The organism is Streptomyces sp. V4I8, assembly GCF_041261225.1.
Lineage (GTDB): Bacteria > Actinomycetota > Actinomycetes > Streptomycetales > Streptomycetaceae > Streptomyces.
Map to the genome: position 1 here is coordinate 2,594,148 of NZ_JBGCCN010000001.1, position 14,294 is coordinate 2,608,441.

Below are 14,294 nucleotides of genomic sequence, written 5' to 3' on the forward strand. Positions count from 1 at the left end.
GTGCCCGGGTCCCTCGTGGTCGGTGTCGGTGCCTCGCGGGGTGCCCCCGTCGACGAGGTCCTCGCGCTGATCGAGGGCACCCTCGGTGACGCCGGCCTCTCCCCCACGTCCCTCGCCGAACTCGCCACCGTCGACGCCAAGGCCGACGAGCCCGGCATCGTCCAGGCCGCCGTACGCCTCGGAGTTCCCCTCGTCGCCCACTCGGCCGACGAGCTGGCCGCCGTCGAGGTCCCCCACCCCTCCGCCGCGTCCCTCGCCGTGCTGGGCACCCCCTCGGTCGCCGAGGCGGCCGCCCTCGTGCGCGGCGGGGAACTCCTCGTACCGAAGCGGAAGTCGGAGCGCGCCGGCGGAGGGCCGGCGCGGGTTACCTGTGCCGTCGTACTGCGTTCGGGGCGGAACTCTCCACAACCCGCGCAGTGTTCCGGCGAAGGTCGACATGATGACGGTGCCGCAGTGCCCGACGCCCTGCCGCACCACCCCGACTCACCCTCCGAGGAGTCATCGTGACCACTCCGCCGCCCGCCCTGCTGATCGCCGGTCATGGCACCCGGGACGAAGCCGGAGCCGAGGCGTTCCGCGAATTCGTACGGCAGTTGGGGTGCCGCCACCCCCAGCTGCCCGTCTCGGGCGGCTTCCTCGCGCTGTCGTCGCCGCCGCTGGGCGAGGCCGTCACCGAGCTGGTCGGGCAGGGCGTACGGCGTTTCGCCGCCGTGCCGCTGATGCTGGTGTCCGCCGGGCACGCCACGGACGACATCCCGGCGGCGCTGGCCCGCGAGAAGGAGCGGAACCCCGGCATCTCGTACACCTACGGCCGCCCGCTGGGCCCGCATCCGGCGCTGCTGTCCGTGCTGGAGCGGCGGCTGGAGGAGGCGCTCGGCACGCAGGGGCGCACGCCCGGGGACCGGGCCGAGGTGACCGTGCTGCTGGTCGGGCGCGGCTCGACCGACGCGGGCGCCAACGCCGAGGTGCACAGGGCGGCGCGGCTGCTCTGGGAGGGACGCGGTTACGCGGGCGTGGAGACGGCGTTCGTGTCGCTGGCGGCGCCGGACGTGCCGAGCGGTCTTGACCGGTGCGTGAAGCTGGGTGCGCGGCGGATCGTCGTCCTGCCCTACTTCCTGTTCCCGGGCGTCCTGCCGGAGCGGGTGCGGGACCAGACCGAGGGCTGGGCGGAGGCGCACCCGGAGACCGAGGTGCGGTCGGCGGACGTCATCGGTCCGGTGCCGGAGCTGCTGGACCTGGTGATGGAGCGGTACGAGGAGGCGGTCAAAGGCGACCACGACCGTCATGACCGGCACAGTCATGACCAGCACGGACATCACGATCACGGACACCGGCAGCAGGGAACCCACTCCCATGCAGACACCCATGCACACTGAAGCACACGACCTTCGGCACCACGGCGACGCCGAGGTCCGCGACGACGGTTCGGCGCTCGTCGACCTCGCCGTGAACGTCCGCGCGGACACCCCGCCCGCCTGGTTGCGGGAGCGGATCGCCGCTTCGCTGGGCTCCCTCGCGGCCTACCCGGACGGGCGGGCGGCGCGGGCGGCGGTGGCGGTTCGGCACGGGCTGCCCTCGGAGCGGGTGCTGCTGACGGCGGGGGCGGCGGAGGCGTTCGTGCTGCTGGCACGGGCGCTGAAGGTGAGCCGGCCGGTCGTCGTGCACCCGCAGTTCACGGAGCCGGAGGCGGCCCTGCGGGACGCGGGCCACAGCGTCGACCGGGTGCTGCTGCGGGAGGAGGACGGCTTCCGGCTCGACCCGGCGGCCGTCCCGGAGGACGCCGACCTGGTGGTCATCGGCAATCCCACGAACCCGACCTCCGTGCTGCACCCAGCCGCGTCCATCGCCGAACTCGCCCGTCCCGGGCGGACGTTGGTGGTGGACGAGGCGTTCATGGACGCGGTGCCGGGTGAACGGGAGGCGCTCGCCGGGCGGACGGACGTGCCGGGTCTGGTGGTGCTGCGCAGCCTGACCAAGACGTGGGGCCTGGCCGGGCTGCGGATCGGCTATGTCCTGGCCGCCCCCGACACCATCGCCGACCTGGAGCGCGCCCAGCCGCTGTGGCCCGTCTCCACGCCCGCGCTCGCCGCCGCCGAGACCTGCGTGGCACCGCAGGCCCTGGCTGAGGCGGCCCACGCGGCCCACCGCATCGCCGCCGACCGGGCCCATCTCGTCGCCGGGCTGGGCGGGTTCGCCTCGGCCGGACTCCGGGTCGTGGAGCCCGCCGAGGGTCCCTTCGTCCTCGTACGACTGCCGAGGGCGGCCGCCGTACGCCACCATCTGCGCGAACTCGGGTTCGCGGTGCGGCGCGGGGACACCTTCCCCGGGCTGGGCGAGGAGTGGCTGCGGCTGGCCGTGCGGGACCGGGCGACGGTCAGCCGGTTCCTGGAGGCGCTGGACCAGGCGATGGCTCTGACACGTCGCTGAGCCCGGCCGGCACCCGCTCCAGGGTGCCGTCCGGGAAGCGGACCTCCACGGTGCCGTCCACGGCGACGGTCGCGCTCGCTCCCGTGAGCGAGGTGCGCGGGTCGGCGCTCAGCACGACGAGCGTGACCAACAGCGGGGGTGCTTGCGGGAGTTGGAGCACCGGGGTCGCCGAGTGGTGGCCCACGGCGTTCGTGCCGACGGCACGCACGACCGATGCCTCGGCGTCGTCCCAGCCGTGGAGGCCGACGAGCGTGCTGGTCAGTCCGTCCGCGCGGCGGGCCACCGCCCGGGCGGGTCCGGTTCGCGCGTCCGGGGCCGCCGTGTCGTCGGCCACCGCCCAACCGCCCTCCCGCACGGGCGTGTCGGCCGGTACGTCGAGGCGGTGCACCCGTACCTCCCACGCGCCGCGCACCAGACTGACGGTCTCGATACGGCCCTCCTGCCAGGACCCCGCCCGCCCGTCTGCGGCGTCCAGGGGATGGATGCGCCCGCGCGGGGAGGGCGTGCCGTCGGGGGCCAGGAGCGCGATGTGGTTGTCGGCTCCGAGGGCTCCGGGGCCGGAGGTTTCGGGGGCGGGGGTTTCAGGGGCGGTCGCGCTGGAGTAGGCGAACCGGGCGTAGTGGGGGCTGTCGTCGTCCGTCGCGGGCTGGGGCGGGAGGCGGTCGCTGCCGTGGTTGACCAGCCGTACGATGCCGTCGGCCGTGGTGGAGTGCAGCAGCCAGCCCGGGGCGGGCAGGGCCAGGGTGATGTCCGCCGTGTCCACGGAGGCGGGCTCCTCCGGTGCCGTCCAGACTGGGTGGTCGGCGGGCAGGAGCAGTCCCAGGAAGGCCTTGCTCGCCCAGTACGGGGAGGCGGGGCCCGAATAGCGCTGGGTGACGGGGAGGAAGGGCCGGTACCAGCCGAGGGTCAGCAGGCCCCGTTCGTCGGGCACGCCCCGCTCGGCGAAGTGCCTCAGCGCACCGGAGGCGAGACGGCGGGTGCGGCCCGGCGGCAGCGGGGTGGCGTCGGCGAGGGCGCCCGCCCACAGCGGGGCGGTGGTCGCGAAGCGGTAGGTGAGGGAGCGGCCCTGGTGGACGGGGGCGCCGTCGGAGCCGAAGAAGTGCTGGTGGACGGCGAGGAACTCGCGCAGCCGGGCGCGGTGCCGGGCCGTGGTGGCCGGGTCCGCCCGCGTCCCCGCGACCCGCGCCCACAGCACCGGATACAGGTGCAGCGCCCAGGCGTTGTAGTAGTCGAACTTCCGTCCCTCGCCGTCGGTGTACCAGCCCCCGCCCCGGTACCAGTCGTCCAGGCGGGCCAGCCCCGCGTCGATCTCGGCCCGGCTGTGCGGGGCGCCGACGGAGGCGAGGAACTCCTCGGTGATGACCTGGAAGAGCCGCCAGTTGGAGTCGTTGACGTCCGCGCCGAGGAACCCCCCGAGCCAGGCGCACACCCGCTGCCGTACGCCGTCGTCGAGGTGGTCCCACAGCCACGGGCGGGACTCGTGCAGCGCGATGGCGATCGAGGCGGCCTCGACCATCGGCTGGGCTCGGTCGGTGATGGGCGGCCAGTGTTCGGGGTGGTGCGGGTCGGTGCCGGCGGCCAGCCCGGTGGCGTACCGCTCGATGAGCGCGGGGCCGACCAGGCCGCCCGAGCCCGCGATCCGGAAGGCGGCGAGCAGGAAGGAGCGCGCGAAGCCCTCCAGGCCGTCGGACCAGGGGCCGGAGTGGCTGGGCGGGCCGGGGAGTCGGTACTGGGCGAGTCCTGGTGTGGCGTACGGCAGCAGCCCGTCGAGAAGGCGGTCGGCGATCGATTCCCAGTGGGCGCGGGTCCAGCCGGTGAGGGGTGAGAGGACGGGGTCGGGCGGCGGCGGTTCGGAAGGGTTCGCCGGGTTGGCAGGGAGCGAGACGCGCGGCGCGGTCATACGAGGTTCGGTCCTCCAGGAGTCGGGGGCAGAGGCAGCGCTCCCGAAGGGACGCGGGGCTCCATCAACATGCGGCTCCGCCGTGGGCGCGACCGGCCACAGATCACCCGCGGTGAACTCACGGCCGTTCCGGCGGAGCCGCGACGCTTCCCCGTACGACGATGTGGGTCCCGAGCAGGTGGTGGCGCCCGGCCACGTGCTCCGGGTCTCGCAGCGCGATGCGCACGGCGGCGCGGCCGAGTTCCTCAGCGGGGGTACGAACGGTGGTCAGCGGCGGATTGAAGTCCTCGGCAAGCGGAATGTCGTTGTACCCGACGACCGAGATGTCGTCAGGGACGACAAGCCCCGCATCGGTGATCGCCCTCAACGCACCTGCGGCAACCATGTCGTCCCCCGCCACGACGGCAGTGAACTCCCGTGTCTCCTTGAGTAGTTGGGCCATGGCCCGCAGACCCGCCGCACGACCGAGCCCGCAGTCGACGACCCGCGCGGCCGCCGCGGGCACCCCGTGTTCGGCGAGTGCGGCACGGTAACCGGCGACACGAGCGTCCAGGGCCGTGTTGCCCGGCAGTCCGCCGAGGAAGGCGATCCGCCGATGACCGGCGGACAGCAGGTGCCCGGTGACGGCCCGGGCACCGGCCTCGTTGTCGAACTCGACGACCAGCGCGGGGATATCGGGATCCGGAGCGGGCCTGCCGCACAACACCAGCCGCGCTCCCGACGCGTCCAGCGCCTGCGCGTAGTGGGCCACGCGCGAGCGATATGCGTCGTCCTCGACGACCCCGCCGACCAGGATCACCAGCCGCGCCCCCTCCTCCCGCATCAGCTGCACGAACTCCATCTCGCGCTGCGGATCCCCGCCGGTCGCGCCGACCACGCACAGCCAGCCCCGGTCGGCGGCCTCCGCCTCGACGCCCTCGGCGACCTGGGCGTAGAAGGGGCTGGTGACCTGGCGGACGACGACGGCGGCCATCTTCCGGCCGCCGCCCACCAGAGCACGGGCGTGCGCGTTGGCGACGTAGTCGAGGTCGCGCGCGGCCCGCAGCACGCGGGTCTTGGTCGAGGTGGGCACGGGGTGGTTGCCGCTCAGCGCACGGGACGCCGTGGCCACGGACACGCCCGCCCGCTCGGCGACCTCGCGGATCGTGACCCGCCGCTTGGACCCGGTGTCCGCCATGTCGTTCCCCATCCCCCACGTCTCCTGTTCCACGAGTGGCTGTTCAGGTGTTGGCCGCGTAGTCCTTCGCCAGCTCCCCGGCCATTCTGTCGCCGCCCCGGGCCCGCCACTTCTTCACCGTCGCGTCCCACTCCGACAGCGGCAGCCGCCCCGCGACGATCCCGGTGACGGTGTCGTCGAGGAGGGCCTTGAGGGTGGTGCCCTGGGCGTTCCTGGTGCGGGACTGCAGGCCGAAGGAGGCGTCGCGGACGGCGTGCGGCACGACCTCGCGCTGCCAGGCGTGCAGGGCCCGTACGGCCTCGGGCATGCCCGGCACGAACAGCACCTGCGGGCCCTCGGCCAGGTACTTCAGCGGCAGGTTGGTGTTGTTCTCTACCTCGCCGAGCTCGGTGGGCTCGGGTGAGCCGTCCTTGGCGCGGGTGAAGTGGGTGCCCTCGACGCCGTAGTGGACGAGCTCCCACTCCTTGCTGCCGAAGGGGGCGGCGAGGAAGTCGAGGACGCGGAGCAGCATCTCGATCCGCTCCTTCTTCGCCGTCTTCAGGACGGTGTAGCCGAAGGACCGGCGGGCGGCGACGATCCCGCCGGGGGTGCCGTCGACGCTGTACGGCAGGGCGGCGGCCGGGGTCAGCTTGCCCCGCGATTCGCGGTACTTGGGCAGGTAGGCGCCGAAGCCGTCCTGCATGGAGCCGACGGTGCCGTTGTAGAAGAGGGTGGTCAGGTCGATCTGGGAGATGGACGTGGCGTCCGGGTGGTACGAGCCGTTCTTGCGGAGCTGCGCCTGGAAGGCGATGGCCGCCTTGTAGCGTTCGTCGGCGCAGCCCGGCCGGAACGTCCCGTCCTCGGTGACCGTCCAGTTCTGCGGCGCGTTGTGGGCGGCGGAGTGCACGGCGTTGCCGAACAGGGAGCCGTTGGCTGCGCCGAGTGCGTACGTCCTTCCACCGGTCGCCCGCTTGGCCACGGCGGCGAAGTCCTCCGACGTCCAGCCCTCCTTCATGCCGGCGTCGGTGAACATGCCCTGGTTGAGCCAGAGCGTGGAGCCTGGCAGCGGGCGCTCCAGCAAGTGAGGGGAAGTTAAAACGTTTTCAGACGCCAGTCAACAGCCCCGACAAGAAGGGCTGTTGACCGAGTTGCCGACTGAGGGGGCCTGCGGAGCCTTGCGGCTCCCTGGCCCTGGCCTCCTGACCGGGTCAGCTCCTGCCGCGCCGCGCCAGGGCCACCGCTCCCCCACCCGCGAGGAGCAGGGCCACCGCGCCGCCCGCGATGTACGGCGTCATGGAGTTGCCGCCGGTCTCGGCGAGGCCTTCGTCGGAGGCCTCGCCCTGGGGCTTCACTTCCCCGGCCGAACCGGCGCCCGGTGCGGTGCTCGGGTCGGCGCTCGGGTCGGCTGCGTCCGCGGGCGCGGCCGGGGTCTCGCAGGTCGCCTTCGCCAGGGTCAGGGTGCCCTGGACGTCGGCCACGTTCAGCTTCAACGGGTTGACGGACACCTTGAGTTCGAGGGCAGTGGCGGCGGCCGTGCGCGAGGTCTTCTCCGTCCTGGAGTAGTCCAGCTGCACGTCACCGACACCCGGCACCTCGACGTTCGTGGTCCCGCCGGCGGTCAGGGTGACCTTCTTGCCCAGGACGGTGACGTCGCCGAGCAGGTTGGAGGTGGCGGTCGGCGTCTTCCCGGCCTCGCAGGTCGCCTTGGAGGTGACCTGGCCGACCTCGATGAGCGAGAGCAGCGGCAGACCGGGCACGTGGACCTTGGCGTGGGCGAGGTTGGTGTACCCCTCGGCCTTGCCGCCCTCGACGGTGGCCTTCGACTGGGCGACCTCGGCGTTCAGCACACTGAAGGGCCGGCCGCCGTCGACACCGTTCAACTGGGCCGTCAGTGTCGCCTTCTCGGCGCTCCGCGGCGCCTGCACTTCGTTGAGGGAGACCGCGAGCGGGACGTTCACGGTCTTGTTGAGCAGGGAGATGTCGAGCCCGGTACGGAGCACGACGGCACTCGCGCGACCCTCGTCACCGGTCGCGTGAGCGGGACCCGCGGCGCCCAGGACCGCGGGACCGGCGGTCAGGGCGGTGGCCGTCGCGACGGTGGCGAGACGGCGTGCGGGCAGGCGGAAGTTCTTGCCGTTCAAGGTGGGGACCCCCAGAGGAGACTTGCTCGGGACCTGGCAAGAATCGCGTACTGAGAGTGAACAGTCAGCAATCCGCCCGGACTTCACTCCTAAGTGGGGTTTCCGTGAACCTTTTCGAATCGTGCGGCACGGGTGTTCCATGCTTTCACCGTCGCACCGGCCTCTTTCCGAATACGCCGGTTGACGCCCCGGAGTGCGAGACGGAGTGCACGAAGGCCGCACCGCAGCGCCTCGTCACGCTCCGTCGCGTCCGCCCCGTCTCGTCCGCTCGACGTCAGCCGACGACGTGCCCGTTCAGCACCACCCGTCGGGGCGCCGCCAGCACCCGCACGTCCGCCCGCGGGTCGGACTCGTACACCACGAGGTCCGCCGCCGCCCCCTCCTCCAGGCCGGGCCGGCCGAGCCATGTCCGGGCCGCCCAGCTCGTCGCCGCGAGGGCCTCGACCGCGGGGATGCCGGCCGTGACCAGTTCCGCGACCTCGGCCGCCACCAGGCCGTGGGGCAGGGTGCCGCCCGCGTCCGTGCCGACGAAGACCGGGATGCCGGCGTCGTGGGCGGAGCGGACCGTGTCGTAACGGCGTTCGTGGAGCCGGCGCATATGGGCCGACCAGCGGGGGAACCGGGCCTCGCCGCCGTCGGCCAGCTTCGGGAAGGTCGCGATGTTCACGAGGGTGGGGACGATCGCCACCCTGCGCTCGGCGAACAGCGGGATCAGGTCCTCCGTCAGGCCCGTCGCGTGCTCGATGCAGTCGATGCCGGACTCGACGAGGTCGCGCAACGAGCTCTCGGCGAAGCAGTGCGCGGTGACCCGGGCGCCCAGGCGATGCGCCTCCGCGATACCGGCCTCGACCGCGTCCCGCGGCCAGGTGGGCGCGAGGTCTCCGAGGTCGCGGTCGATCCAGTCGCCGACCAGCTTGACCCAGCCGTCGCCGCGCCGGGCCTCCTGGGCGACGTAGGCGACCAGGTCCTCCGGTTCGATCTCGTGGGCGTAGCCGCGGATGTAGCGGCGAGTGCGGGCGATGTGCCGGCCGGCCCGGATGATCTTCGGCAGGTCCTCGCGGTCGTCGACCCAGCGGGTGTCGGAGGGCGAACCGGCGTCACGGATCAGCAGGGTGCCCGCCTCGCGGTCGGTCAGCGCCTGCTTCTCGGCGACGTCGTCGTCCACCGGGCCGTGCGCGCCCAGGCCCACATGGCAGTGCGCGTCGACGAGACCGGGCAGGGCCCAGCCTTCGACGGTCCGCACGTCGCGGGCGCCGACGGGACAGTCGTACGAGATCCGGCCGTCGACGACCCACAGCTCGTCCCGGACGTCGTCGGGCCCGACGAGGACCCGGCCCTTCACGTGCAGCACCGCGCGTTCGCTCATGCCTGCACCCTAATGACCGGACCCGGATGACCGGCTAGTCGCCCTTGCCCACCTGGTCCGAGGTCTCCTCCTCCACCTCGGCCATGGCCGGGTCCAGCAGCCGCGACAGGAAATGGCGGGTGCGTTCGTGCTGGGGGGCGCCGATGACCTGGTCGGGGGTGCCGTCCTCGACGATCACTCCGCCGTCCATGAAGACGACCCGGTCGGCGACCTCGCGGGCGAAGGTCATCTCGTGGGTGACGACCATCATCGTCATGCCCTCGTCGGCGAGCATGCGCATCACGGCCAGGACGTCCCCCACCAGCTCCGGGTCCAGCGCGGACGTCGGCTCGTCGAAGAGCATCACCGCGGGGCCCATGGCGAGCGCGCGGGCGATGGCGACGCGCTGCTGCTGGCCGCCGGAGAGGGAGGCCGGGTACGCCCTCGCCTTCTCCGACAGCCCGACCCGCTCCAGGTTCTCGGCGGCGACCTTCGCGGCCGCGGCCTTGTCCCGCCCCAGGACCCGGCGCTGCGGCAGCGTGAGGTTCTCGGTCACCGTGAGGTGCGGGAAGAGGTTGAACTGCTGGAAGACCATGCCGATACGGCGGCGTACGGCGTCGATGTCGACGTCCGGGTCGGTGAGCTCGGTGCCGCCGACGAAGACCTGGCCCTTGGTGGGCTCTTCCAGCAGGTTCACGCAGCGCAGCAGGGTCGACTTGCCCGAGCCGGACGGGCCGATGACGCACACGACCTCGCCCTGGCCGATCTCCAGGTCGATGCCGCGCAGCACCTCGTTGGTACCGAAGGACTTGTGCAGGCCGCGGACTTCGATCTCCGGTCGGGAGCCGGCGGTCTGGGTCTTCTCCGTCACTTCACGGCCTCCTGGGCTTTCGCCTCCATACGGCGTACGACGAAGCCGAGCGGGATCGTGACCAGCAGATAGCACAGGCCCGCGACCAGGATCGGCGTGGAGTTGGCGGTCTGGCTGGCCAGGTCACGGCCGAACTTGGACAGCTCGCGCTCCTCCAGCGTGACACCGAGGAACAGCACCAGCGAGGAGTCCTTGAAGAGCAGGACGAGTTCGTTGGTCAGCGGCGGGAGGATGATCCGGAACGCCTGCGGGATGATGATCGAGATCATGGCGCGGGCGGGCGAGAACCCGAGCGAGCGCGCCGCCTCCATCTGCCCCTTGGGCACCGCCTGGATGCCCGCGCGGATCGTCTCGGCCATGTACGCGGCGGCCACCAGGCCGAGCGCGAGGGCCACCTTGCCGTAGGTGCCGCCGGGAATCTCCGTGCCCGGGAAGGCCAGCGGCACGGCGACCCCGATGAAGATGAAGATCAGCAGGGCGGGCAGCCCTCGGAAGATCTCGATGTAGACGCCGGCGAGCCAGCGGTACGGCCCCACGGACGACAGCCGCATCAGCGCGATGACCATGCCGAGGACCAGTCCGACGACGAAGCCGGACACGGTGTACAGCACGGTGTTCTTCAGCGCCAGCGTGATGACGTCCGGGAACATCTGCCGGGCGATGTCCCCTTGCGCGAACTGGTTCGCCAGGCGGTCCCAGTCGGCCGCGACCGCGAAGGCGATCACGGCCGCGACGAAGACGACGTACTGGATGCCGCGCGACAGGCTGCGCTTCTGACGCCGGGTCAGGCCCTTCTTCTTCGGCTGGAGTCGTACGTCCGTGCCCGTCATGAGGCGGACGGAGACGCGGACGCCGCGGACTCGTCGTACGGGCCGATCCACTTCTCGTACAGCTTCTTGTACGTACCGTCGGCCTTCGCGTCCGCGATCGCCTTGTTGATGGCCTCGCGGAGCTTGGTGTTGCCCTTCTTCACCGTGAAGCCGTACTGCTCACCGGTGTTGATCTGCTCGGCGACCTCGAAGGCGTCGGCGTTGGCCTTGTCCTTCAGCCAGCCCTGGACGACCGGGTAGTCGATGACGACGGCCTGGACCTGGCCGGTGCGCAGGCCGTTGATCACGGCGTCGGAGGACTCGAAGGAGACGGGGTCCAGGCCCTTGCTCTTCGCGTAGTCCTCGCCGGTCGTCTGCGCCTGGGCGCCGACCTTCTTGCCCTTGAGGTCCGCGAAGGAGGAGATGCCGCTCTTCTTGTCGACCAGGACGGCCTGGGTGGCCTCGAAGTACGGGTCCGAGAAGTCGACGTTCTTCTTGCGCTCCTCGGTGATGGTCATGCCGGCGGCGGCGAGGTCGCAGCTGCCGGCGTTGAGGGAGCCGCCGGTCTTGAAGTTCTCGAAGGGCTGGTCGACGATCGTCTGCTTCACACCGAGGTCGTCCGCGACCAGGTCGATGAGGGAGACGTCGAAGCCCTGCACCTTGCCGTCGATCTCCGACTGGAAGGGCGGGTACGGCAGGTGGGTGCAGGTGGTGAGCTGGCCCGCCTTGACGACTTCGACACCGCCGGCCGCCGTCTTCGTACCGCCGCCGTTGCCGTCGGAGGAGCAGCCGGCCACGAGCACCAGCCCGGCCGTCGCGGTGGTGGCGGCCAGAACGCGGGTCCGGCGCCCGAGGGTCGTCTTCACGGGGAGCCTCCTGTCAGGGAACTGTGGGTTCCGATTATAAGGAGAAGTTTGAGATCCTCAAACCAAACCGATGGTTAAGGGGCCGTTCGACCTAAGAAGTCGGGTGCGGGACGGGGGCGAGGGCGGGGCGGGGGCGCCCGATCACTGCCCCGGCACCGCCCGGTTTACGCTCGTCCTCGTCGATCCCGGAGCGAAGAGAGCGAAGAGAGCACCCCCGTGACCCACCCCTTCCTGGACCTGGCCCCGCTGAGCGCCGCCCGATTCGCCGCCATCGAGGACCGGGTGGCACGGCTGCTCGGCACCGGTCAGGACGTCGTGATCATGCAGGGCGAGGCTCTGCTGCCGCTGGAGGGGGCGATCCGCGGGACGGCCGGGCCCGGCACGACCGCGCTGAACGTGATCACCGGTCCGTACGGGCAGACCTTCGGGGACTGGCTGCGGGACTGCGGCGCGACCGTGATCGATCTGGCGGTGCCCTTCCACACGGCGGTCACCGCGGACCAGATCCGGGAGGCCTTCGCCGAGCACCCGGAGATCGACTTCGTGTCCCTGGTGCACGCGGAGGCGGCCACCGGCAACACCAACCCCGTCGCGGAGATCGGCGAGGTCGTGCGGGCGCACGGGGCGCTCTTCTACCTGGACGCCGTGGCGTCGATCGGGGCCGAGCCGGTGCTGCCGGACGCGTGGGGTGTGGACCTGTGCGTCATCGGGGCGCAGAAGGCGATGGGCGGGCCGGCCGGGGTGTCGGCGGTGTCGGTGAGCGAGCGGGCGTGGGCCCGGATGGCCGCGAATCCCCGGGCGCCGCGGCGGTCGTATCTGTCGCTGCTGGACTGGAAGGAGCGGTGGGTCGACGGCGGGCGGAAGGCGCTGCTGCATGCGCCCGCGCAGTTGGAGATGCTGGCGCTCGAGGCGTGCGTGGAGCGGATCGAGGCGGACGGGCTGGAGGCGGTGATGGCTCGGCATCGGGCCGCCGCGCTGTCCGCTCGGGCCGGTGCGGTGGCTCTGGGCGGGGGGTTGGAGCCGTATGTGTACGACGCGCGGGAGGCTGCTCCGGTCGCTACGACGCTGAGGGTGCCGGCGGGGGTGGTGGCGTCGGAGGTAGTGGCTCGGGCGGTGGCGAGCGACCCCGCGTTGCCGCTGGCCGCGGGGGGTGGGGCGTTGGCCAAGGAGATGATCCGGGTCAATCACTACGGGGGTGATGCGACGGCGGACGTGGTGCGGGGCTGTGTGGCGGCGCTGGGGGCTGCGCTGGCGGAGCAGGGGTTGGGTGTGGATGTGGACGGAGCGTTGCGGGCGGTGGACGCCGGTTGGCGGTAGCGCCTTTTCCTCGCCCCCGCCGCCCCTACCCGTCCCGTCCCTGGGGGCTGCGCCCCACGGGCGACGCGGCCGCCGTACGGAAGGTACTGGAGCGGGCCGCGTCGCTGGCGTGGCTGTGATCTCACTTCACGAGATCACTTCACCGGCGTGAAGTCCCTCGCGCCGATGAACTCAGGCCGCCGTACGGGAGCCGAGAAGGGCTCGACGGCCGTGTTCTCCACGCTGTTGAAGACGATGAACACGTTGCTGCGCGGGAACGGCGTGATGTTGTCGCCGGATCCGTGCATGCAGTTGCAGTCGAACCAGGTCGCCGAACCGGCCTTGCCCGTGAAGAGCTTGATGCCGTACTCGGACGCCATGGCGGTGAGCGCCTCGTCGGACGGCGTGCCCGCGTCCTGCATCTGGAGGGACTTCTTGTAGTTGTCCTTCGGCGTGGCTCCCGCGCAGCCGAGGAACGTGCGGTGCGAGCCGGGCATGATCATGAGCCCGCCGTTGGTGTCGTAGTTCTCGGTCAGCGCGATCGAGACCGACACGGTCCGCATGTTCGGCAGGCCGTCCTCGGCGTGCCAGGTCTCGAAGTCCGAGTGCCAGTAGAAGCCACTGGCCCCGAAGCCCGGCTTGACGTTGATCCGCGACTGGTGGACGTACACGTCCGAGCCGAGGATCTGCCGGGCCCGCCCGACGACCCGCTCGTCGCGCACCAGGGAGGCGAACACCTCACTGATCTTGTGCACTTCGAAGACGGACCGGATCTCCTTGGACTTCGGCTCGATGATCGAGCGCTCGTCCGCGCGGATCGCCGGGTCGGTGACCAGCCGCTCCAGCTCCTGCGCGTAGACCGCGACCTCGTCCTCGGTGATGAGCTGGTCGATGGCGAGGAAGCCGTCGCGCTCGAAGGACTGCAGATCGGTGGTCGCGATCGGGCCGGGCGTGTCGGGGGAGCCCCACACGACGGGGTCCTGGCGCGGCGTCGACACCTCGGTGGCGCCGCGGCTGGGGTAGAGATCGGTGATGTTTCCGGTCATGACGGTGGTCATGGGTTTCTCACACCTCCTCGGGCTCGGTGAGCAGCGGGTACACCCCGTTCTCGTCGTGGTCCTCCCGGCCGGTCACGGGCGGGTTGAAGACGCAGAGGCAGCGGAAGTCCTCCTTGATCCGCAGCGTGTGCCTCTCGTGCCCGTCCAGGAGGTACATGGTCCCGGGCGTGATCGCGTGCGTCCGCCCGGTCTCGTGGTCGGTCAGCTCGGCCTCGCCCTCGACGCAGACGACGGCCTCGATGTGGTTCGCGTACCACATCGACGTCTCCGTACCCGCGTACAGGATCGTCTCGTGCAGGGAGAAGCCGACCTTCTCCTTGGCGAGGACGATGCGCTTGCTCTCCCAGGTGCCGGACGCCGATTTCACATGGCGGTCGGTTCCTTCGATGTCCTTGAACGAACGGACGATCACGGTGCTGCGATGC

The 14,294-nt window shown here is 71.6% G+C and carries 13 protein-coding genes and 1 pseudogene; 4 read left to right on the forward strand and 10 right to left on the reverse strand.

Annotated elements, in window-relative coordinates:
* Nucleotides 1-3: 3 nt before the first annotated feature.
* From ABIE67_RS11780 to cobC, 3 genes and pseudogenes are all read left to right on the forward strand, one after another.
* A pseudogene (locus ABIE67_RS11780) lies at nt 4-396 on the forward strand (cobalamin biosynthesis protein); the annotation flags it as partial.
* Between the two features lie 107 nt (nt 397-503).
* A complete protein-coding gene (locus ABIE67_RS11785) occupies nt 504-1,376 on the forward strand; it encodes a sirohydrochlorin chelatase (RefSeq protein ID WP_370256397.1) in 873 nt (290 codons plus the stop codon).
* Nucleotides 1,366-2,427 carry an Rv2231c family pyridoxal phosphate-dependent protein CobC gene (gene cobC / locus ABIE67_RS11790; RefSeq protein ID WP_370268476.1) on the forward strand — a complete coding sequence of 354 codons (1,062 nt, stop codon included), beginning with the start codon at nt 1,366-1,368 and terminating at the stop codon, nt 2,425-2,427. The genes ABIE67_RS11785 and cobC overlap by 11 nt, the downstream gene beginning before the upstream one ends.
* Here cobC and ABIE67_RS11795 read toward each other — a convergent pair.
* The 8 genes from ABIE67_RS11795 to ABIE67_RS11830 all read right to left on the reverse strand — a co-directional run bounded on the left by ABIE67_RS11795 (nt 2,375) and on the right by ABIE67_RS11830 (nt 11,515).
* Entirely contained in the window at nt 2,375-4,327 is a 1,953-nt protein-coding gene (locus ABIE67_RS11795) for a DUF2264 domain-containing protein (RefSeq protein WP_370256398.1), read from the reverse strand. The genes cobC and ABIE67_RS11795 overlap by 53 nt on opposite strands.
* A 118-nt stretch (nt 4,328-4,445) precedes the next feature.
* Nucleotides 4,446-5,516: a LacI family DNA-binding transcriptional regulator gene (locus tag ABIE67_RS11800; RefSeq protein WP_370256399.1), complete on the reverse strand. Its 1,071-nt coding sequence runs from the start codon at nt 5,514-5,516 to the stop codon at nt 4,446-4,448.
* Between the two features lie 31 nt (nt 5,517-5,547).
* The gene (locus ABIE67_RS11805; RefSeq protein WP_370256400.1) at nt 5,548-6,564 is read right to left on the reverse strand and encodes a hypothetical protein; all 1,017 of its coding nucleotides are present in this window, start codon (nt 6,562-6,564) and stop codon (nt 5,548-5,550) included.
* Nucleotides 6,565-6,691: 127 nt separating this feature from the next.
* Nucleotides 6,692-7,624 (reverse strand): SCO1860 family LAETG-anchored protein, encoded by a 933-nt coding sequence (locus ABIE67_RS11810; RefSeq protein ID WP_370256401.1) that lies wholly within the window; start codon nt 7,622-7,624, stop codon nt 6,692-6,694.
* 274 nt (nt 7,625-7,898) lie between these two features.
* Entirely contained in the window at nt 7,899-8,990 is a 1,092-nt protein-coding gene (locus ABIE67_RS11815) for an amidohydrolase family protein (RefSeq protein WP_370256402.1), read from the reverse strand.
* Nucleotides 8,991-9,024: 34 nt separating this feature from the next.
* The gene (locus ABIE67_RS11820; RefSeq protein ID WP_370256403.1) at nt 9,025-9,840 is read right to left on the reverse strand and encodes an amino acid ABC transporter ATP-binding protein; all 816 of its coding nucleotides are present in this window, start codon (nt 9,838-9,840) and stop codon (nt 9,025-9,027) included.
* Nucleotides 9,837-10,670 carry an amino acid ABC transporter permease gene (locus ABIE67_RS11825; RefSeq protein ID WP_217208647.1) on the reverse strand — a complete coding sequence of 278 codons (834 nt, stop codon included), beginning with the start codon at nt 10,668-10,670 and terminating at the stop codon, nt 9,837-9,839. The genes ABIE67_RS11820 and ABIE67_RS11825 overlap by 4 nt, the downstream gene beginning before the upstream one ends.
* Nucleotides 10,667-11,515, reverse strand: a complete 849-nt coding sequence (locus ABIE67_RS11830) for a transporter substrate-binding domain-containing protein (RefSeq protein ID WP_370256404.1) — start codon at nt 11,513-11,515, stop codon at nt 10,667-10,669. The genes ABIE67_RS11825 and ABIE67_RS11830 overlap by 4 nt, the downstream gene beginning before the upstream one ends.
* A gap of 216 nt (nt 11,516-11,731) precedes the next feature.
* Between ABIE67_RS11830 and ABIE67_RS11835 the strand changes: the two genes are divergently transcribed.
* Nucleotides 11,732-12,832: an alanine--glyoxylate aminotransferase family protein gene (locus ABIE67_RS11835; RefSeq protein ID WP_370256405.1), complete on the forward strand. Its 1,101-nt coding sequence runs from the start codon at nt 11,732-11,734 to the stop codon at nt 12,830-12,832.
* A gap of 134 nt (nt 12,833-12,966) precedes the next feature.
* Here the strand turns inward: ABIE67_RS11835 and thpD are convergent, their stop codons facing one another.
* Nucleotides 12,967-13,869 (reverse strand): ectoine hydroxylase, encoded by a 903-nt coding sequence (gene thpD, locus ABIE67_RS11840; RefSeq protein WP_370256406.1) that lies wholly within the window; start codon nt 13,867-13,869, stop codon nt 12,967-12,969.
* Nucleotides 13,870-13,876: 7 nt separating this feature from the next.
* Nucleotides 13,877-14,281, reverse strand: a complete 405-nt coding sequence (locus ABIE67_RS11845; RefSeq protein ID WP_030051576.1) for an ectoine synthase — start codon at nt 14,279-14,281, stop codon at nt 13,877-13,879.
* Nucleotides 14,282-14,294 lie beyond the last annotated feature (13 nt).